Consider the following 18346-nt stretch of genomic DNA (forward strand, 5'->3'; position numbering starts at 1 on the left):
TGTCCATGAGCATGGATAGTGATGGCATATTTTGCGTCTTCTGCCCCGGGAAAGGGTGCCTTAGCATCGGTCACCTTCTGACGACGCAAGAGGAAGCATAGATGAGCAAGCCCGAGTTCTTTGTGACGCCTGGCTACGGGGAGAAGGCGCTGGATCTGCTGTATTACTCGCAAGCCGTCAAGGTCGACAACCGAGTGGAGACATCCGGGCAGGGCGGATGGAACGATGACTTCGAGATCCCTGAATCGCTGGTTGAGGAGATCGAGCAGGCGTTCCGTAACGTTGAGCGAACGCTCAAGACCGCCGGTGCCGGCTGGGAGCACGTCATCCACGTCAACTCTTACCACGTTGGTGGTTTTCCGAAGGAAGTAAACGAGACGATGTCGCGGCTCTACCGACACTACATGCCCGGTCATGCACCGATCTGGACGCAGACGGGTGTCGAGGCTCTGGGGCTGCCAACGATGCGGGTCGAGATTCGTGTGACAGCGATCGTTGCCTGACCTGCCGGTGGGTGACTCGCGGCTGCGTTGGGCTGCAGGCTAGTCGTTGAAGGTGGCCAATAACCACTCGATGAAGACCTTCAGCCGGGCGGTCTGGTGTCGGTTGGGTGGATAGAGAATGTGGAACGGCATGGCCGGCCGGGACCACTCGCCCAGCACCGGCACCAGTTCGCCAGCGTCGAGATACGGCTGCACGCAGCACCGAAAATGCTGCCCAACGCCGAGCCCGGCGAGCAGCATCGCCATCAGGCCGTTGCCATCGTTGGCGGCATAGTCGCTATGTGCCATCTCGAATCGTTCGTTTTCCTTCTCGAAGAGTAGCGGTATCGGCTTGCCTGTCGCTGCGATGAAATAGCCAAGTCGCGTGTGGCCTGCGTCGAGTTCCTTGGGGTGCGATGGCACGCCATGTCGTTCGAGATAATCGGGTGCCGCGCAGGTCACGTAATCCAGGTCGTTGAGCTGGCGCCCGACCATCGACAGCTCGTCGAGCCGGCCTGCGCGAATAACGCAATCCACGCCTTCACCGACGAGGTTTACTGCCCGGTCGCTGACGCCCAGCGCCACGCTGATATCGGGATATTCTCGCTGGAAGTCGGCCATGGCCGGGATCAACAGGCTGGTGGCGAAGGAGGAGGGCGCATCGATACGCAAGTGTCCGCTGGGTGTTAATCCGTTGCTGCGGATATCGCTGTCGAGCGAATCCACTTCAGCCACCAGCCGCACTGCATGCTGATAATATGCCAGCCCATCTGACGTTGCCGTTACCGTGCGCGTCGTGCGGTTCAGCAGTTTGATGCCGAGATGGCTCTCCAGGTCGGACACCAGCTTGCTCAACGTCGAGCGTGGCAGCCCCAGATAATCCGCCGCTTGCTTGAAGGAGCCCGTTTCGGTGACGCGGACGAACGCCCGCATGGCGAGTAGTTGGTTCAATGTCGTCATCCTGTTGATATACGCGGGCATGTATTCGCAGGGGGCGAGCCGGTGGAGTAGCACGTTGTGTGGCTGGAATTACATGGCCCTGACTCTAGCGTATCAGGTAACTTCAAGCGCCTGCTCGTTGCGATGCTGCTGCGTCCTGACCGGCCATCTCGGCAGGTCTCAGCAGGCGCAGCGCATCGCGCTTCGGCGGTCTTTGGAACAGGCGCCTGTATTCGCGGGTGAACTGCGATACGCTTTCGTAGCCCACCTCGAAGGCGGCATTGCTCGCCGAGGAGCCTTCGTCGAGCATCAGGCGGCGTGCTTCGATCAAGCGCAGACGCTGCTGGTATTGCCCCGGTGTCAGCGAGGTCATGCGTTTGAAATGCTTGTGGAACGAACTGAGGCTCATGCCGGCTTGCGACGCCAGTCGCTCCACCGGCACGCTGGATCGGTACTCGGCCCGCAGGGTTGCAATGGCAGCGGACAGACGGCCGGCGTGACTGCCTGGGTCTGCCAGTGTTCGCAGGGTATGGCTGTGAGGTCCCGACAGTAGCCAGAAATGCAGCTCCCGCATGATCCCGGGGCGTAGCAGCGGTATGGCGGCGGGTTGATCCAGCAGTTGCATCAGTCTCAGCGCACAGTCGGTCAGTGCGGCTTCGGTATCTTCGACAAATAGTGTCTCCACCTCAGATGAGCGCTGCGAAGCGCTGATTGCCATATGGGCGGTGAGTTCGCGCAGGACACTCATCTCCAGTTCGATCGAGACGGCCAGATAGGGCTCGCGCTGGCTCGCTTGCACGATTCGCCCGACGACCGGCATATCAGCACTCACCATGACCGACTGGCCAGCGGAGAAGAGGCGCTCTTTATTGCCGATTACCGAGCGTTTCGCCCCCTGCAGTATCAGGCAAATCAGAGGCCGATACACCGAATGGAGGTCGCCACCTGGGGCGTTGCGGCACATCGTGCGCAGTCCCGGAACGGGCGTTTGCGCCAGGCCGTCGCTATTGGCGTGGCGGCTGGCATAGGCCCAGACCGCGTGTTTGAGTGAATCCATATGCTTTCCTCATGGATGTCGGCGTCACCCGTCTCAAAACTGCCAGTTGGCCGGGACCCAGGCATAGCCGGTGTCGGTCTTGAGCATGCGGCCAAGGCCCGGGAAGGGAAAGTGGAAGCCGAGCACGGGGAGCCGGTCTGCCGCCGCCATATCGAAGATGCGACGGCGGGAGGCCAGCGCCGTTTCCTTGTCACGATCCGGCCCGGGCAGCCAGGCGTGGTCAATGTTGACGATGGGGTGATAGGCAAGATCGGCGGTCAGCAGTAGCTGGTCATTGCCGGAGTGAACGAGGAAGTTGGCCATGCCGGGGGTGTGGCCCAGTGCTGGTAGCGTGGTCAAGCCGGGCACGATCTCTGTGCCGGCTTCGTACAATTCGATCTCGTCGATGACCGGCTCGAGGCTCTGGCGGATGGCGGCGGCGAAGTTGCGCTGAAAGTCCTCGGGCACCGGCATGTAGGAGAGGTCTGGCTCGTGACGGATGAAGAAGTCCCAATCGGCCCGTGGCGCGAACACGGTTGCCCGCGGAAAGGCCTTGCCGCCATCGGCCGTTCGCAGGTTGCCGACATGATCCGGGTGGGTGTGTGAGATCACCACGATGTCGATATCATCGGGCCGTAAACCGATGGCGGCCAGGTTATCGAAGATACGACCGCCTAGCGGCCCCATGGTCTGTCCGGCCCCGGCTTCGAGAAGGATTCGCCGCCCCTGCGTTTCGATCAGTAGGGTATTGAGATTCAGCGTCAAATGGTCGGTCGGCAGGAAGGCCTGCCTCAGCACCTCCTCCAACTCCGCCTCTTGCGCGTCGCTGGCGTAGATCTGCGGGGGGCCGCCGATCAGCCCATCGCTCAGCACGGTGGCGGCGATGTCGCCGACGCGAAAGCGATAATGGCCGACATTGCCACTCGCATTTACTCCCTGGGCCGTGGACGCTGCCGCGGCAGTATCCTGCGCAAAGGCGATGCTACCGGTCGGCAGGACCACGCCCGCCGCTACCGACGCCGCTGTCAGTATCACCTTCCTACGATTCATTGTTATTCCGGTCATTTTGTTCACCCCGTTCGAGTCTCTGATGCTTGCGACACGTTCAAAGGATGACGCAGATCGGGTGCGCGGATAAGCTAATGAAAACGGATCAGCTTAGTAAGCAGGGCTTTGCAATGCGGCCGCTACGCCTGGATAGCTTGGAGATTTTCGAGGACGTCGTGCGCTGCGGTGGCTTCAGAGCCGCCGCGCTTGCCAGGGGTGTCTCATCGTCAGCCATCAGTCAATCGATTAGCGCGCTCGAGGAGGCGTTGGGTATCCGGCTGTTGAACCGAACGACACGCAGCGTTGCGCCTACCGAGGCAGGCGAGCAGCTTCTCGAGCGGCTTGGCCCCGCCCTCCACGACATCAGAACGGCGATCGACGATCTCAATCAGCTTCGCGAGCGCCCCTCCGGCAGCGTGCGGATCAATGCACCGGCGCCGGCCGCCGACCACGTGCTATGCCCGCTGGCTTTCGAATTCATGAGGATCTATCCCGACATCAACGTTGAGATCGTCAGTGATGCGGCGATCATCGATATCGTGGAGCAGGGGTTCGACGCCGGCGTGCGCTTTGGGAATCAGCTCGCCCAGGACATGATCGCCTTGCCCGTGGGCCCCGCCTTGCGATATGCCCTCGTGGCCTCGCCCGATTACCTTCGACAGCGCGGCCGGCCCGATTCACCGCAGGATTTGCTGCAGCATGACTGCATTCGTCGCCGCTTTCCTGGCGGCACCATGGTGACATGGACATTCGAAAAGGATGGCGAGGAAGTGAAAATCACACCACAAGGCCGGTTGACGCTCAGCTCAGCGCATCACGAGCGCCAGGCCGCGATTGCCGGCTCGGGAATCGCGCATCTGTTCGAGGATTATGTCCGCGAGGATCTCGAACAGGGAAGAGTGGTGGAAGTGCTCAGCGACTGGAAGAAGACGTTGCCGAGCTGGTATCTGTACTATCCGAGCCGGCGGCATACCAGTGCGGCCATGCGGGCCTTCCTGGCGTTTATCCGCCAGCGCCGATAACGTCCTATCAGCACTTGATACCCGCTATATCGCCGTCATCCACCTGGCAGGATCAGGCCAGTTTTACGCAGATGATGGCAAGCCTTCTCCCCGTCTAGTGATTAACACTCAATGCCAGTGCAGTCGTCATCGTCACGCTATCTGCGGCGAAGGCGGCTGAACGCGCCGGCATACAGGCCGCGTTACCCACCATGGCCAGGCCGAGGAGAAGCCTTTATGACAGCCTTCACGATCAACGGGCGCACCGTCGACGTCAGCGCCGCGCCCAATACCCCCTTGCTCTGGGTGATCCGGGATGAGTTGAAACTCACCGGTACCAAGTTCGGCTGCGGCGTGGCGCAGTGCGGCGCCTGCACGCTGCATGTGGATGGCGAGCCGGTGCGCGCCTGTGTGTTCCCGCTAGCGGGCGCCGAAGGGAGATCGATCACCACCATCGAGGGGCTGTCCGAGGATGGCTCGCATCCCGTCCAGCAGGCCTGGGTGGAGCTGGACGTCCCGCAGTGCGGCTACTGCCAAAGCGGGCAGATCATGAGCGCATCTGCGCTTCTGGCGCGCAACCCGAGTCCTTCCGATGCGGAGATCGATGAAGCGATGCGCGGCAACCTGTGCCGCTGCGGCACCTACTTGCGCATCCGGGCGGCCATTCAGCGAGCTTCCGAGGCTTGACGAGATCCGCTCCCATCCACGTATACCCAAGGCACAGGTAGAACAATGACTCCACAACGTTTCTCTATGACGCGTCGCGCCTTCCTGGCAGGGACCGTCGCCACCGGCGCTGCGCTCATCGTTCCTCTGCGGCTGTCAGCGGCACTGGCGCAGCCGCGGGAAGGAGCGGGTATCGCGAATGCCTTTATCCGCATCGATACGAGCGGGCAGGTCACCTTCGTGTTGCCCACCAGTGAAATGGGGCAGGGAGCCCACACGGGGCAGGCCCAGGTGCTTGCCGAGGAGCTGGGGGCCGACTGGTCGAGCATTGCTGTCGAGATGCCGAATCAGCCGGCGCCCGCCTATCGCATTCCGTCCGGCCAGATGCGCTCGGTGGGCTCGTTCGGCATCCGCTTATGGCATGACCCGTTGCGCCGCGCGGCGGCCCAGGCGCGGGAGATGCTGACCCAGGCGGCAGCCACGCGACTCGGCGTGGCACCCGCGACGTTGCAGGCCGAGAACGGCGTCATCGTCCATGCTGCAACCGGGCGTCGCCTTCCCTTCGGTGAGTTGGTGGAAGATGCCATGCAACTGCCGGTACCGGATGAGCCAACCCTGCGCCCCGACGGCGAACGAACGCTGACCGGACGCACGGTGGCGCGCCTCGATACGCCGCTGAAGGTAACCGGAAAGGCGGTATACGCGGTGGACGTTGAGCGTGAGGGCATGCTGTATGGCGCCGTCCGGCTTGCCCCGGTGTTTTCTGCCGATGTGGCGAGGTTCGACGAGAGCAGCGTCGCCGGGATGCCGGGCGTGGTAGCGGTGGTTCGCGTGCCACGCGGCGCGGTGGTGGTGGCCGATTCCTGGTGGCAGGCCAAGCAGGCCGCCGATGCCCTGGATATCACCTTCACTCAGACCGCGGCGGATACGCTTTCCACCGAGGAGATCAATGCGCTGCTCCGCGAGGGGTTGGATCGAACCGATGTGCCGGTCACCACGCTGCGTGGCGACGCCGAGGCGACGTTGACGACCGAGGGGCAAGTGGTCGAGGCGGTATACTCGGTGCCGCTTCTCACCCATATGTGCATGGAGCCGATCAACTGCACGGCGGAGTCCAGCGAGGAGCGCACCGAACTGTGGATCGGCACCCAGGGCCAGGACGTCATCCGCATGACGCTCGAGAGCGCCATGCAGGTGCCGGCTGACCGGCTTTTCATCAATACCACCTATCTGGGCGGCGGCTTCGGTCGCAAGACCCATGGCGAGATCGCCCTGCAGGCAGCGCTCGCCAGTCGTGCCGTTGATGGTCGGCCGGTCAAGGTGCTGTGGGCGCGCGAGGACGATGTTCGGCAGGGCCAGTATCGCCAGACCATGATGTGTCGCTTTCGCGCGGCCCTGGACGATGACGGCAACATCACTGCCATGCACATCCGGCTTGCCGGGCCGCAGATGGGGCGTGACTACGGCTTCGACCCCGAGGAGCGGGCGCAGGCGACGGGCAACCTCGCCAACTTCGATCCGTTCTCGCTCGGCGGGCTGTCGGACATGCGCTATGTCATTCCGAACTTCGTCGTGGAGCACGCGGTGGTCGACCTGCCGATCCCGCTCTGCCCCTGGCGGGCGATCTCCCACACCTACAACGGCTTCTTCTTCGAGAGCTTCATGGACGAATGCGCGGCGGCTGCGGGCCGCGATCCGCTGGCGTATCGCCGAAGCCATTGTGAAGGGCAGGAGAGAATGCTCGCGGTGCTCGACCGGGTCGCCGAGATGGCGCGCTGGCGCGAGCCGGCCCCAGAGGGGATCTCGCGCGGCCTGGCGGTGGTCGAGAGCTACGGCTCCTACGTCGCCCAAGTGGTCGAGGCTCAGGTCAATGGCCAAGGTGTCCAGGTGGAGCGGGTGCATGTGGCCATCGACTGCGGACGCGCCATCAATCCGGGCCAGGTGGAGGCGCAGATGGAGGGCTCTGTGGTCGATGCCCTCGGCGCCGCCCTGAACCAGAAAGTGACGATCCGCGACGGCCGCGCCGAACAGTCGAACTTCCACGATTATTCGTTGCTACGCATCGGCGAGGCGCCTTCGGTGTCGGTAGGTATCGTCGAGATTGGCTCTCCCCTGGGCGGTGTCGGTGAGCCGGGCATGCCCCCACTCGCGCCGGCGCTGGCCAACGCGCTGTTTGCCGCCACCCAGCAGCGAATTCGCCACCTGCCGTTGTCCGATCATGTCCAGGGATAGTGCCGTCGCCGTCGGCTCGTTGAGCCCTCCAATGTATCTGGAACATGCACAAGACGTGCTTGGGCAGTGGTTTGCCTGGCGTCACACCAGTGAGGCGGCACTCGTTGTCGTGACCTCGACGGAAGGTGGCGCCGTGCGCATGCCGGGCGCCTTGATGGCCGTGTCTGCGGCTGGCGAACGTTGCGGCTACATCTCAGGCGGCTGCATCGACGCGGATGTGGCCATGCATGCCCTGGACGCGCTTCGTTCAGGCCGTGTAGGACGCTTGCGCTACGGTAAAGGCTCGCCATTTATCGATATGCCACTCCCCTGCGGAGGAGCGATCGATGTGTGGGTACTGCCCGATGCACAGGCCGGTGTTCTGCGCGCGTGCCATGATCGGCTCGCTTCGCGGCAGGCAGTGACGCTCAATCTCTCGGTATCCGGGGCTCTCTGGTTGGGACATCCGATGGAGGCAAGCGCGCTGTCTTTCGAGTACACGCCCAAGCTCCGCCTGCGCATTGCCGGACGCGGAGCCGACAGCATGGCGCTGGCCAGGCTGGCGCAGGCCAGCGGTATTCACACTGAGCTACAGCTCCGCGATGACGCCGACATCCAGGACGCGCGGCGCCTGGGCATCGACCAGGTCGCGACGCTGACGGTTCCGTCTACGCTACCGGCGGCGAATGATGATCCATGGACGGCCTTTCTCCTGGCGTTCCATGATGTCGATTGGGAGGCGGCGCTGCTTGCCCAGGCCCTCCAAGGCCCAGCCTTCTATCTCGGGGCTGTGGGCAGCAAGGCGACCCATGCCAGGCGCTGCGAGGAGCTGCGTGCGATGGGGTTCGGCGAGGGGCAGATCAGGCGAATCCACGGTCCCGTCGGCTTGCTGCCCTCCATGCGTGAAGCGTCGACGCTGGCCGTGTCGGTACTCGCGGAGATCGTCGGTGCCTATCAGCGTAATGCGTGATTCCCCTTCAGCACGTAAACGGGCCATTCGCATGAATGGCCCGTCGTACTATCTATCACGCTCGAATTGTTGCATCAGTCGATATTTCTGCACCAAGGTTAACCGTGAGTCGGTCTTCTTTGTCCGGTTGTTCCAGCTCAAAGGCAGCCTCTTTACCACCCTTGGTGATGGCGCTATAGCGGACCTTTAGGCTTGCGGCGCTACATCGCTTAAGTGCCGAAGAAGCCACTCCTTTACATCCACCGTCTCCATGCCTTTTTGGAAATTGTAAGTTTTCGATTTTTCCCACCACATGCCTGTGCCAAGAGCGAATGCAGCTCGGTAGCGAAGCATGACATCATCCGGCGTCTGTGCAAGCTGATGGTTAAGCTCGGCAATGGATAGTTGAACACGCTTGAACGCTTTTCCTGTTACCTCTTCGACGACCGCGGCCAGCTGGCCGTATGAGATAGTATCTCCCGCCACTAAGACCACTTCGTTGGCGATGCGAGGCTCTTCAAGGTATATCGCGGTCGTCAGCCAGCCAATATCCTCAGGTGTCGTGACCGTGACACGAGTATCGCAGCTTCCGAGTGCCCGTATGGTATTGGTTTCAAAATCAACGACACCGAAGCTTGGCTCGAAAAGAAAGCTGGTGAACATCCCGGTTGAAACAATTACCCATTCAGTTTTTTCCTGAGAGCGAAGTAACTGTCTGACCTCATATTGCTCATCAAATACAGGTTGACCGCTGCCTTTTCCAACGATGTCGTAGTCAACGCCGAATTGCCACGGAAAGTATCTCGATACTCCAGCGGCAAGCGCCGCATGAGTGATTTTCAACTGTGTGCCGGGACCGGCAATAAAGCCAGTACAGCAGATGATCGTTTGAAAGTTTGAAAACAGTTCGGCCAGGGCTGTCTCGGTTCCTTCAGACAAGTCGAAGGGGATGATATCGACCCCGCGCATATTCAGCTCATCGGTAGCTTCTTTCTTGTACTTATCACTAGAGGTGGTGAAGCCAGGTTCTACAAGGACGGAGACAGAACCAGGGCTAACCCGGGAGGTCATATTTATAATGACCTGCATCCCGAGCTGGCCAGCTCCGAGGATAAGTATTTTGTCAACTTGGATGGTTTCGTTAATCGCCATATGGGTCGCCTAGAGTGAATTAGAAATGCCGTGGTTAAGTGGCGTCGGCGGGAGCGACTCGCCGTCTATTACACGCTCATTTTTGGCAATGTGCTGGAGGCATCATGCTGCCGGTTGCTTACTCCTTGAGGAAGCGCACAGGCAGCTTAGGCGCTGATGTGTCTATTGTTAATGACTGTTTTTGGATAACATAATTATGAGGAATGGAATGCTTCTCCTGCTGAGTTTATTGGTATTTTTCGAAATGACTTTTGCTCTGGCTGGAATTAAAAGCAGGTGGCTGGTCGGCTATGATGTTTCTGGAATTCAGTTTATGGAGTTGACCTATGTCAATGACTTACCTTCCAGCAGTTCATGCAGACGTAAAAATCCCTGCCTTGGGCTATGGTTTGTGGCAGGTGCCGCCGGAACAGAGTGCCGAACTGGTGAGTCGCGCCTTGCAGACCGGCTACCGTCTGCTAGACACAGCAGAGGCTTATTATAATGAACAGGGTGTCGGAAAAGGTATCCGTGATAGTGGGGTGGCGCGTGAAGAGATTTTTGTGTCCACTAAGGTGTGGAATACACACCACGGCTACGCGCAAACCCTGCAAGCCTTCGATGCCAGCCAGAGGCGACTGGACCTTGATCGGATCGACTTGTATCTGATGCACTGGCCTTCACGCATTCGTGACGCCTACGTGGAAACATGGCAGGCAATGATCCGACTACGTGACGAAGGCCGAGTCGGTGCCATCGGCGTCTGTAACTTCTCCAGTGGGCAGCTGCAGCGCTTGATAGGGGAAACGGGAGTGACGCCGGTGGTCAATCAGGTTGAGCTACACCCCTACTTTCAGCAGCAGAAGCTGAGAGAGTTTCACCGCGAGCAGGGTGTTATCACACAGTCTTGGAGCCCGTTGGGTTTGTGGTGGCAGAACCCGGACCCGGGATCGTCGGTGCTGCAGGCTCCGGAGATCCTTGAACTTTCCGAGCGGTATGGAAAGACCCCTGCTCAGATCGTCCTACGCTGGCACCTCGACAGTGGCCTTGCCACCATCTCAAAGTCCGTGCGACCCGAGCGCATTGTAGAGAACTTTCAGCTATTCGACTTCGCACTCACGCCGAGGGAGATAAAGGATCTGGCCGGGCTGGACCGTCGGGATGGCCGTCTGGGACCAGATCCGGAGACGGCCGATTTTTGACTGGCTCTATGTCGGCACCTTGCGGTGCTACCCATCTCAGCGCTTGGTGGCGCAGCACACACAGCTTCCACTTGTGCTGCCTGACGTTGCGTTTATCCGATGACGCCTCTCAATTCCGATATCGACCTACCATGCATAGCGCCAACCAGGCGCCCCGAGACTGAGCGAGCAAATCTATGAGGAGACAACCTATGAAGGTCGTCATCGCTGGAGGACACGGCCAGATCGCCCAACATGTCGAGCGCTTGCTCGCCGCCCGCGGCGACGAGGCCGTTGGCCTCGTGCGCAACTCCAGTCACATTGCTGACATTGAAGCCAGCGGCGCCACCGCCGTCTTGCTCGATCTCGAGAGAGCAAGTGTCAACGAGCTTGCCGAGGTGATAAGAGGAGCGGATGCCGTCATCTTCGCTGCTGGCGCCGGACCGGGTAGTGGCGCCGCGCGCAAGCTCACGGTTGACCGGGATGCAGGGATTCTGCTCGCCGACGCCGCGGTGCAGGCCCAAGTGCCGCGCTATGTAATGATTTCCGGCAAGGGCGCTGATAAAGGCGGACAGGGCGAGGCTGACGAAGTTTTTGGAATCTACCTTGATGCGAAGAAGGCTGCCGATGACGACCTTATTTCCCGAGAGTTGGATTGGACCATCGTGCGTCCAGGTGTACTCACCAACGAGGTAGGGACCGGCCGGGTGACCCTAGCGCCACAGGTAGAGTGGGGTAAGGTGGCTCGGGAGGACGTTGCTGCCGTTATTATCGAGATCCTCGATAAACCAGAGAGTGCGGGGTGGATCGTTGAACTCGTGGCGGGAGAGACGCCAGTTACTGAAGCAGTGCGGTTACTCGCTCGATAGCCGAGACGGCATCGACAAATTGATCAGCCGTTTCATCGGGGGAGCAATATATGGATCGCCTACAAGCCATGCAGATATTTACCCGTGTGGTTGAGATGCACGGCTTTAGTAAAGCCGCCGAGAACCTGTCCATCCCCGCATCGACTGTTACTCGCGCTATTAAGGAGCTAGAGGCGTTCCTTGGGGTGAGGCTACTTCAGCGTACCACGCGCCACTTGAACCTGACCCCCGATGGCAGCCTCTATTATGAGCACTGTCGACGTTTGCTGGCAGAACTAGAAGCAGTTGAGACCAGTTTTCCAGGTCAGGCGGGGCAGGCCCAAGGCAAGCTGCGAGTCGGCATGACGGCCTCGTTTGCCCGTCTATTCGTGGTGCCGGCCATCAAGGCATTCCAGGTTCGCTATCCTAATGTGGAGTTGACCCTGACGTTGAGCGACCGCACGGTGGAACTGGTTCCGGAAGGCATCGATTGTGTCATCCGTGCCGGGGTTCCTCATGACTCGCCTACGCTGGTGGCGCGTCGTATTGCCAGCTTCGAATGGGTGACGTGTGCATCACCGGCGTATCTGGAGGAGTACGGTGAGCCGCATTCACTGGACGAGTTAAAGCATCATCATGCTGTCGGGTTTCTATCCGGTGACCAGGGACGACCAATGCATTGGCGCTTCGTGGTCAATGACGAGGAGCGAGTCGTGCGGATGCCTCAGAAGCTGGTCGTCAACGACACCGAAACGTATATCGCTTGTGGTTTGGAAGGCTTAGGCCTGATACGAGCGGCTAGTTATATGGTGCTGCCGCACTTACGTAGTGGAAAATTACAGCAGGTCCTGAGTAGCACACCAGCACCAGCAGTGCCTATATCGGTTATGTATCCACAGAACCGCCACTTATCACCTACCGTGCGGGCATTTGTAGACTGGGTCAGTAACCTCGCACAAAGTGCCGAGCGGGGGGGCGGTTCGTCTCACAACAAGCACGGCCAACCCCATGTCTATGTCTCCTAACGCTAGTGCGCCAGAATTTCATTGAACTCCAGCACGTTGCGGTCGGGGTCGCGGATAAAGCAGACACTGCGGCGTCCGTGGCCCATGGTTACCGGCCCTTCGGTAATCGCGATCCCCTCGCCGGCCAGCCAGGCCACCAGGTCGTCCATGTTCTCGACGATAAAGGCGGCGTGGGTGTAGCCGGGCCGTTTGATTGGGGCGTCCAGCAGCACGTTGCCTTCATCGGCGGACTCGCCGTTGTAAATCAGGTGGATGCGCAGTCCGGTGGGGTGCACGAGCCCGCAGGCCTTGGCCTCGGGGGCGAACTCCCCGGGGTCGCGTAGGAAGCCGAGCTTGGCATAGAAGGCTTCCGCGGTGGCGAGATCGGTGACGCGGATGCCGATATGGTCGAGGTGTAGCGTGTCGAAGCGCATGCTGATGAGTCCTTGAGTTAGTGATGGATTGAATGAGTGACGGACTCAGGCCTCTAGCCCGGCGCGGGTGCGCTGGAAGGGGATGAAGCCGGGTAGTCCTTCGATGCGGCGCAGCCAGGCCTGGATATTCGGGTAGCCGGTGAGATCGACATTGCCCTCGGGGGCGCGCTCGACGTAGCTGTAGAGTGCGATGTCGGCAATGCTGGGCTGTGCCGTAGCGGCGATCCAGCGCTGCTCTGCCAGCGTTTGCTCCATGACATGCAGGGTGGCGTGGGCGCGGGCGATCACCTCATTGGCGTCGAAGGGGGCGCCGAAGACGGTGATCAGCCTGGCGGCACAGGCGCCATAGGCAATCTTGCCCGCCGCTACTGAGAGCCAGCGCTGCACCTGCGCCTCCTTGGCCGGATCGGTTGGCAGCCAATGGGAGGGGCCGACCTTCCTCGCTACGTAGACGAGGATCGCCAGCGAGTCGGCGATGATGGTGCCGTTGTCGTCGAGCACCGGCACTTCGCCGAAGGCGTTGAGGGCCAGGAACTCTGGCTGCTGGTGGGCGCCGGCTGCCAGGTCGACGTCGATCAGTTCATGCTCGACCCTGGCCAGGGAGAGAAACAGGGCGGCGCGATGGGCGTGCCCAGAGGGGGCGAAATGGTAGAGCGTCATGGTGTGTGTCCTCCTGCTGATGATGTGGCCATTCTGTCTGTTGTTGTAATGTGGGAGAATCAGCCAAAATCGCATTTCATCATTGCGGTTTATGACAATAATGTGCGGTGGCGGGAGTTAAGGGTAATGGACAGGCTGCGAACGCTGAGGACCTTTATCTGCGTTGCCGAGCAAGCGAGCTTCGCCGAGGCGGGGCGGCGCCTGGGCCTGTCGCCCACCACCGTGACGCGGACCATTGCGGGGCTGGAGGCGAGCCTTGGCGTTCAACTGTTGAGGCGTACCACGCGTAGCGTGCGGCTAACCGAGGAGGGGGCGCTGTTTCTGGCGCGATGCCGGGCAGGGCTCGCCGAGATCGACGGAGCAGTGGAGAGCGTGCGGGGCGCTCGATCTGCGCCGCGCGGCACCCTGACGGTAACCGCTCCGGTGATGTTCGGCCGGCTGCATGTCCAGCCGGTGGTGGTCGAGCTGCTGCGGCAGTATCCCGATCTGCAGGTCAGGCTGCTGCTGCTGGATCGGGTGGTGAGCCTGGTCGAAGAGGGCGTGGATGTTGCCGTGCGCATCGCCGAGCTGCCGGATAGCTCGCTGCATATGCTCAGGGTGGGTGAGGTGCGGCGGGTGATGAGCGCGAGTCCGTCCTATCTGGCGGCCCGGGGGCGGCCGACGACACGCGCCGATCTGCGCGATCATGACGTGATCCGGGTCGAAGATGAAGTAGGACGCTCCGCTGGCCCGGCCAGGCTGACGGTCAACCATATGGACGCGGCGATTGCCGCGGCTGTCGCGGGGCTGGGTGTGGTGTCGTCGCTCTCCTACCAGGTCGCCGAGGATGTCGCGGCGGGGCGGCTGGAGACCATTCTGAGCGACGACACCGCTCCCGCACTGCCCATCTCACTGCTATTCCAGAGCGGGCGGCGTGACCACCCCAACGTGCGCGCCTTCATCGATGCCGCCAGGCAGCACTTGCAGGGGGTATCGTTGTAGCTAGTGTCGTTGGATAAGTCGCCGGGAGCACCGACTGTCAGACACAGCCAAGGTCGTGCGCGTGACTGGCCATGATCGGCGCCAGCTAATGGCCAGATCTTAAGGGCGTGCTAATGTTGAGTGCGTAAGGACACGGTTCTATGCCAGCCAAGGAGGGGGAGATCCATGCCACTGCAAGTCGTCAGGCGCCTGATACCGGAGTGGGGCACCACCTACGGGCCACCCGGGGCGGGGCCTTTTCCCACCGTCATGGTGCTGCATGGTTCGGAAGGAGCCTTGTCGGGCTGGAGTCACCGCAATGCGGCGATCCTGGCCGCCCATGGCTTCCTGGCCTTTCCATTCGGTTATTCCAGCGGCGGTAATGCCTGGAATGCGGGACATATCGTCGACTGCCCGATCGATCGCACCGTCCAGGCGCTGGCCGCGCTGCGCGACTTTTCCTTCGTCGGGCCGCGAGTCGGCCTCTACGGTGTCTCGCGCGGCGCCGAGCATGCCCTGTTGCTCGCCTCCTTGATGGCCAGGGATGAGATGCTTGGTATTCCCGAGGCGATTGCAGCGCACAGCCCGCCGGACGTGGTGTGCGGTGGCTTCGATGCGCGCAGCTTTCGCGATTCCGGCGATCCCGGTTGGCAGTCATGGGATGGCAGCAAGCGCGCCTGGACCTGGAAGGGCAGTGCAGAAGGATTGCTGCCCACGTCGCCTATCGAGGTCGAGCGCTATGCCGGACCGTTGTTCCTGTCCCACGGGGTGCAGGATAGGATGTGGTCAGTGGAGATGACCAGACGACTGGAGAGGCGGCTCCAGGACCACGGGCGGCAGCCTGAGGTCCACTACTACGAGGGCGAGGATCACCTGCCGGGCAGTGAGGGTGAAAATCGTCACCATGAGTTATTAGTGGCGTTTTTTGAGCGACAGCTGAGCTAGGGAAGCCCTTCACCAATGCCTGCACGAACGAATTGAGCGTCCGGCTGCGGAGCATTCTGAATTGGCAGTCTGTTTGGGGCGAGCGCCCTTGTGGCCGCCAGGCGGCGCTCAATCAACCCCGATAGTCCTGGCTATAAGTTTATAGTCAGTGTATTTTGATCACCATGAGTGCTCATAAATTCGAAAAGTTAAACTCTCTGGTTTCTGAGCTGAGTGATACTGACTTGGTCTCCAGCCGCTGGCTGCGAGCACATGGCTACTCCAGCAGCCTGGTGGCGCGCTACATGGCCAGTGGCTGGTTGGTGTCGCCAGCCCGAGGCGTTTACATGCGAAAGGGTGGGCGCCTTCAGTGGGAGGGGGTGGTTCGCAGCCTGCAATACAGAGAGGGCCTGCCGCTGCACATAGGCGGGCGCTTTTCGCTTGCGTTGCAGGGCCATGAACATTATCTGCGTCTAGGTGAATCGGCGACGGTTAGTCTCTTTGGACCGGTGCGGCTACCCGGCTGGGTGAGCAAACTATCTCTGAACGAACGCTTCCAGCTTCTTGGCCGAGGGCCATTCGACCTACCTATGCCTACCAGGGCCGATGTCTCCGATAAGGAGCTGCAGGCCTGTGGGCTGCTTCGTTATGAGGTGGAGACGGGGACCTTAGGCTTGGTCTGTTCTATGCATGAGCGGGCTATGCTGGAGTTCTGTAGCGGTGTCACCGGTGCCGCCCTAGTCTATGAGGCTGACGCTCTTATGCAGGCCATGACCACGCTGCGACCACAACAGGTGGCCTCAATGCTGAGGCATTGCCAGAGCGTAAAGGCCAAACGCCTTTTTCTCGCGCTAGCGGAGCGACATGGTCATGCGTGGCTGTCCTATGTCCCGATGGATGGCGTCGACTTGGGTAGTGGTAAACGCGCACTAGTGCCAGGAGGGCGACTGAATTCCACCTACCAGATCACGTTGCCGGGAGATTTGGATGAGCAACTGGGATAGGCGCTATGCCGATCGTGTGCAACTGCTGGTCGACATCCTGCCAATGTTGGCAAAGGAGCCACGTTTCGCCTTGAAAGGCGGCACGGCAATCAATCTGTTCGAGCATGATCTTCCCCGGCTTTCGGTTGATATCGATCTTGCCTGGTTGCCAGTAAACAGTTTTGACGAGGATTCGGCATCGATCAGCGCTGCGCTGGAGGCGCTGGCAGATATTCTTCGCCGACGACCACTGCAGTTGCAGGTACAAGTGTCAGCGGGTGAAAAGGCGAGAGGCATCACGCGGTTGGTCGTTAGCCGCGGGCGTGCTCGCGTACAGATTGAGACGACACCGGTGATGAGAGGTACGGTGCATGCGGTGCGAGAGATGCGAGTCAGGCCTAAGGTGGAGGAGGCCTTTGGTTTCGCTTCCGCACAGGTGCTCGACTTCGCCGATCTCTATGCGGGGAAGTTGTCTGCAGCATTATCACGGCAGCACCCTCGTGATCTGTTCGATATCGGCTTGCTGCTGGACGACGAACGCGCGGATATAACCCTTTGGCGTACTTTCTTGGTGTATCTGACCTGCAGCCCAAAACCAGCCTGGGAGATGCTTGCACCACGAGAGCCCGAGCAGTTTGAGACGACGTTCAATGGGCATTTCAAGGGCATGACGGCGGAGCCAGTGAGTACTGATCATTTGCTGGACAGTCGAGCACGATTACTGGAAAGGATCTACGGTTGGTTGGATGAGTCTTCGCGTGAGTTCCTGCGGTCTGTGGAGAGTGAGCAACCTGATTTCGGACTGATTGGTCTGCCTCACGCGCAACAGCTACCCGGTGTGTGTCGTAAACTGCACAACTTGGCTAGGCGCTCGACAGCTAAGCGAAGGGCCGATCAATTGGCCTTGGAGCAGACACTGGCACGTATTGGACGTAACTGACCTTCACCTTTCTGGCCACTAGTGGTGGCCGCCATGCGTCGGCCTTGAGTGGGAGGGAATAGCAGGATGAAAACGGCAGGCGAAATAGTGCGCGAATTCTGGCGGTTGATGGCCTCGAACGACTTTCACTCGGTCATGGCGGTGCTGGCGCCAGAGTTCGTGCTCGAATGGCCGCAGTCCCACGAGCGTATCCGCGGTGGTGAGCGCTTTGCGCAGATGAATGACGAATACCCGGCCCACGGCCGCTGGCAGTTCACCCTGAGCCGTGTCGTAGAAGATGACGATACGGTGGTGACGGAGGTTGCTATCACTGATGGCGTGCAAGCGGCCACGAATGCCCTGTACGCTGGAACATAGAAGGTGACGTCTTGCATGACAGACTCCGATCACACCGCCTGCCCCTGCGGCAGCGCTAGTCCACTCGCCGGCTGCTGCGGGCGCTATCACGACGGCGAACCGGCGCCGACACCGGAGGCGCTGATGCGCTCGCGCTACAGCGCCTTCGTGCTCGCGCTTGTCGATTACCTGCTGGCGACCTGGCACCCAAGCACCCGCCCGCCGAGCCTGGCGCCAGATGCCGCGACCGTCTGGAAGCGTCTCGAGGTGCTCGAGAGCGGTGAAGAGGGCGAGCGGGGATGGGTGCATTTCCGCGCCACCTTTCGCGAGGGGCGGCGCTGGTCGATGCTGGAGGAGTCGTCGCGCTTCGTGCGCGAGGCGGGACGCTGGCGTTATCTCGATGGTAACCCTGTCGTCCATCGGCTCAAGCCAGGCCGTAACGTTCCCTGCCCCTGCGGCAGCGGGCGCAAGTTCAAGGCTTGCTGTGGCTTGGGGTAGCGGCGCAGCGTGCTGAGAACGTTAAGTCCTGGCGCCGGTGGCTGGCGTGCCATATGCTTCTGCTGTCCGGCGCTCGCGCGCTGCAAACTCTTTGTGGCCGGGCCTGAGCCGGAGGC

General features: G+C 60.9%; 20 protein-coding genes. 14 read left to right on the forward strand and 6 right to left on the reverse strand.

Annotated elements, in window-relative coordinates; genetic code table 11:
* Positions 1-101: 101 nt before the first annotated feature.
* Entirely contained in the window at positions 102-503 is a 402-nt protein-coding gene (locus BLT16_RS11190) for a RidA family protein (protein ID WP_089658609.1), read from the forward strand.
* Between the two features lie 39 nt (positions 504-542).
* Here the strand turns inward: BLT16_RS11190 and BLT16_RS11195 are convergent, their stop codons facing one another.
* The 3 genes from BLT16_RS11195 to BLT16_RS11205 all read right to left on the reverse strand — a co-directional run bounded on the left by BLT16_RS11195 (position 543) and on the right by BLT16_RS11205 (position 3507).
* Positions 543-1433: a LysR family transcriptional regulator gene (locus BLT16_RS11195; protein WP_089658610.1), complete on the reverse strand. Its 891-nt coding sequence runs from the start codon at positions 1431-1433 to the stop codon at positions 543-545.
* 112 nt (positions 1434-1545) lie between these two features.
* Positions 1546-2478: an AraC family transcriptional regulator gene (locus BLT16_RS11200; protein ID WP_089658611.1), complete on the reverse strand. Its 933-nt coding sequence runs from the start codon at positions 2476-2478 to the stop codon at positions 1546-1548.
* Positions 2479-2511: 33 nt separating this feature from the next.
* Positions 2512-3507 (reverse strand): MBL fold metallo-hydrolase, encoded by a 996-nt coding sequence (locus BLT16_RS11205; RefSeq protein WP_245701610.1) that lies wholly within the window; start codon positions 3505-3507, stop codon positions 2512-2514.
* A gap of 92 nt (positions 3508-3599) precedes the next feature.
* On the opposite strand from BLT16_RS11205, the gene BLT16_RS11210 reads away from it, so the two are divergent.
* The 4 genes from BLT16_RS11210 (at position 3600) to BLT16_RS11225 (ending at position 8352) form a co-directional block, all read left to right on the forward strand.
* Entirely contained in the window at positions 3600-4526 is a 927-nt protein-coding gene (locus BLT16_RS11210; protein WP_218124442.1) for a LysR family transcriptional regulator, read from the forward strand.
* A 216-nt stretch (positions 4527-4742) separates the two neighbouring features.
* Positions 4743-5192 carry a (2Fe-2S)-binding protein gene (locus BLT16_RS11215; protein ID WP_089658612.1) on the forward strand — a complete coding sequence of 150 codons (450 nt, stop codon included), beginning with the start codon at positions 4743-4745 and terminating at the stop codon, positions 5190-5192.
* A gap of 45 nt (positions 5193-5237) precedes the next feature.
* Positions 5238-7403 carry a xanthine dehydrogenase family protein molybdopterin-binding subunit gene (locus BLT16_RS11220; RefSeq protein WP_089658613.1) on the forward strand — a complete coding sequence of 722 codons (2166 nt, stop codon included), beginning with the start codon at positions 5238-5240 and terminating at the stop codon, positions 7401-7403.
* Positions 7404-7434: 31 nt separating this feature from the next.
* Positions 7435-8352: an XdhC family protein gene (locus tag BLT16_RS11225; protein WP_245701612.1), complete on the forward strand. Its 918-nt coding sequence runs from the start codon at positions 7435-7437 to the stop codon at positions 8350-8352.
* Between the two features lie 186 nt (positions 8353-8538).
* On the opposite strand, the gene BLT16_RS11230 is transcribed toward BLT16_RS11225, so the two are convergent.
* On the reverse strand, positions 8539-9483 hold the full coding sequence (locus BLT16_RS11230; RefSeq protein WP_089658614.1) for an aromatic alcohol reductase: 945 nt from the start codon (positions 9481-9483) through the stop codon (positions 8539-8541).
* A 326-nt stretch (positions 9484-9809) separates the two neighbouring features.
* Between BLT16_RS11230 and BLT16_RS11235 the strand changes: the two genes are divergently transcribed.
* From BLT16_RS11235 to BLT16_RS11245, 3 genes are all read left to right on the forward strand, one after another.
* Positions 9810-10664 (forward strand): aldo/keto reductase, encoded by an 855-nt coding sequence (locus tag BLT16_RS11235; RefSeq protein ID WP_089658615.1) that lies wholly within the window; start codon positions 9810-9812, stop codon positions 10662-10664.
* Between the two features lie 191 nt (positions 10665-10855).
* Positions 10856-11512 carry an SDR family oxidoreductase gene (locus BLT16_RS11240; protein ID WP_089658616.1) on the forward strand — a complete coding sequence of 219 codons (657 nt, stop codon included), beginning with the start codon at positions 10856-10858 and terminating at the stop codon, positions 11510-11512.
* A 50-nt stretch (positions 11513-11562) separates the two neighbouring features.
* Positions 11563-12516: a LysR family transcriptional regulator gene (locus tag BLT16_RS11245; protein WP_089658617.1), complete on the forward strand. Its 954-nt coding sequence runs from the start codon at positions 11563-11565 to the stop codon at positions 12514-12516.
* Positions 12517-12518: 2 nt separating this feature from the next.
* Here the strand turns inward: BLT16_RS11245 and BLT16_RS11250 are convergent, their stop codons facing one another.
* Both BLT16_RS11250 and BLT16_RS11255 read right to left on the reverse strand, forming a co-directional pair.
* Entirely contained in the window at positions 12519-12929 is a 411-nt protein-coding gene (locus BLT16_RS11250; RefSeq protein WP_089658618.1) for a VOC family protein, read from the reverse strand.
* 45 nt (positions 12930-12974) lie between these two features.
* Positions 12975-13589 carry a glutathione S-transferase family protein gene (locus tag BLT16_RS11255; RefSeq protein WP_089658619.1) on the reverse strand — a complete coding sequence of 205 codons (615 nt, stop codon included), beginning with the start codon at positions 13587-13589 and terminating at the stop codon, positions 12975-12977.
* Positions 13590-13715: 126 nt separating this feature from the next.
* Between BLT16_RS11255 and BLT16_RS11260 the strand changes: the two genes are divergently transcribed.
* The 6 genes from BLT16_RS11260 to BLT16_RS11285 all read left to right on the forward strand — a co-directional run bounded on the left by BLT16_RS11260 (position 13716) and on the right by BLT16_RS11285 (position 18230).
* Entirely contained in the window at positions 13716-14570 is an 855-nt protein-coding gene (locus tag BLT16_RS11260) for a LysR substrate-binding domain-containing protein (RefSeq protein WP_089658620.1), read from the forward strand.
* A gap of 165 nt (positions 14571-14735) precedes the next feature.
* Complete coding sequence (locus tag BLT16_RS11265) at positions 14736-15494, forward strand: alpha/beta hydrolase family protein (RefSeq protein ID WP_176817220.1); 759 nt, start codon at positions 14736-14738, stop codon at positions 15492-15494.
* Between the two features lie 164 nt (positions 15495-15658).
* Positions 15659-16477: a type IV toxin-antitoxin system AbiEi family antitoxin domain-containing protein gene (locus tag BLT16_RS11270; protein WP_176817221.1), complete on the forward strand. Its 819-nt coding sequence runs from the start codon at positions 15659-15661 to the stop codon at positions 16475-16477.
* Entirely contained in the window at positions 16461-17396 is a 936-nt protein-coding gene (locus BLT16_RS11275) for a nucleotidyl transferase AbiEii/AbiGii toxin family protein (RefSeq protein ID WP_089658621.1), read from the forward strand. Before BLT16_RS11270 ends, BLT16_RS11275 begins: the two co-directional genes overlap by 17 nt.
* A 66-nt stretch (positions 17397-17462) precedes the next feature.
* Complete coding sequence (locus BLT16_RS11280) at positions 17463-17753, forward strand: nuclear transport factor 2 family protein (protein WP_089658622.1); 291 nt, start codon at positions 17463-17465, stop codon at positions 17751-17753.
* Between the two features lie 15 nt (positions 17754-17768).
* Positions 17769-18230 carry a YchJ family protein gene (locus BLT16_RS11285; protein WP_089658623.1) on the forward strand — a complete coding sequence of 154 codons (462 nt, stop codon included), beginning with the start codon at positions 17769-17771 and terminating at the stop codon, positions 18228-18230.
* The last annotated feature ends 116 nt before the right edge of the window (positions 18231-18346 follow it).

The sequence above is a fragment of the Franzmannia pantelleriensis genome (assembly GCF_900102875.1).
GTDB classification, from domain to species: Bacteria; Pseudomonadota; Gammaproteobacteria; order Pseudomonadales; family Halomonadaceae; genus Franzmannia; species Franzmannia pantelleriensis.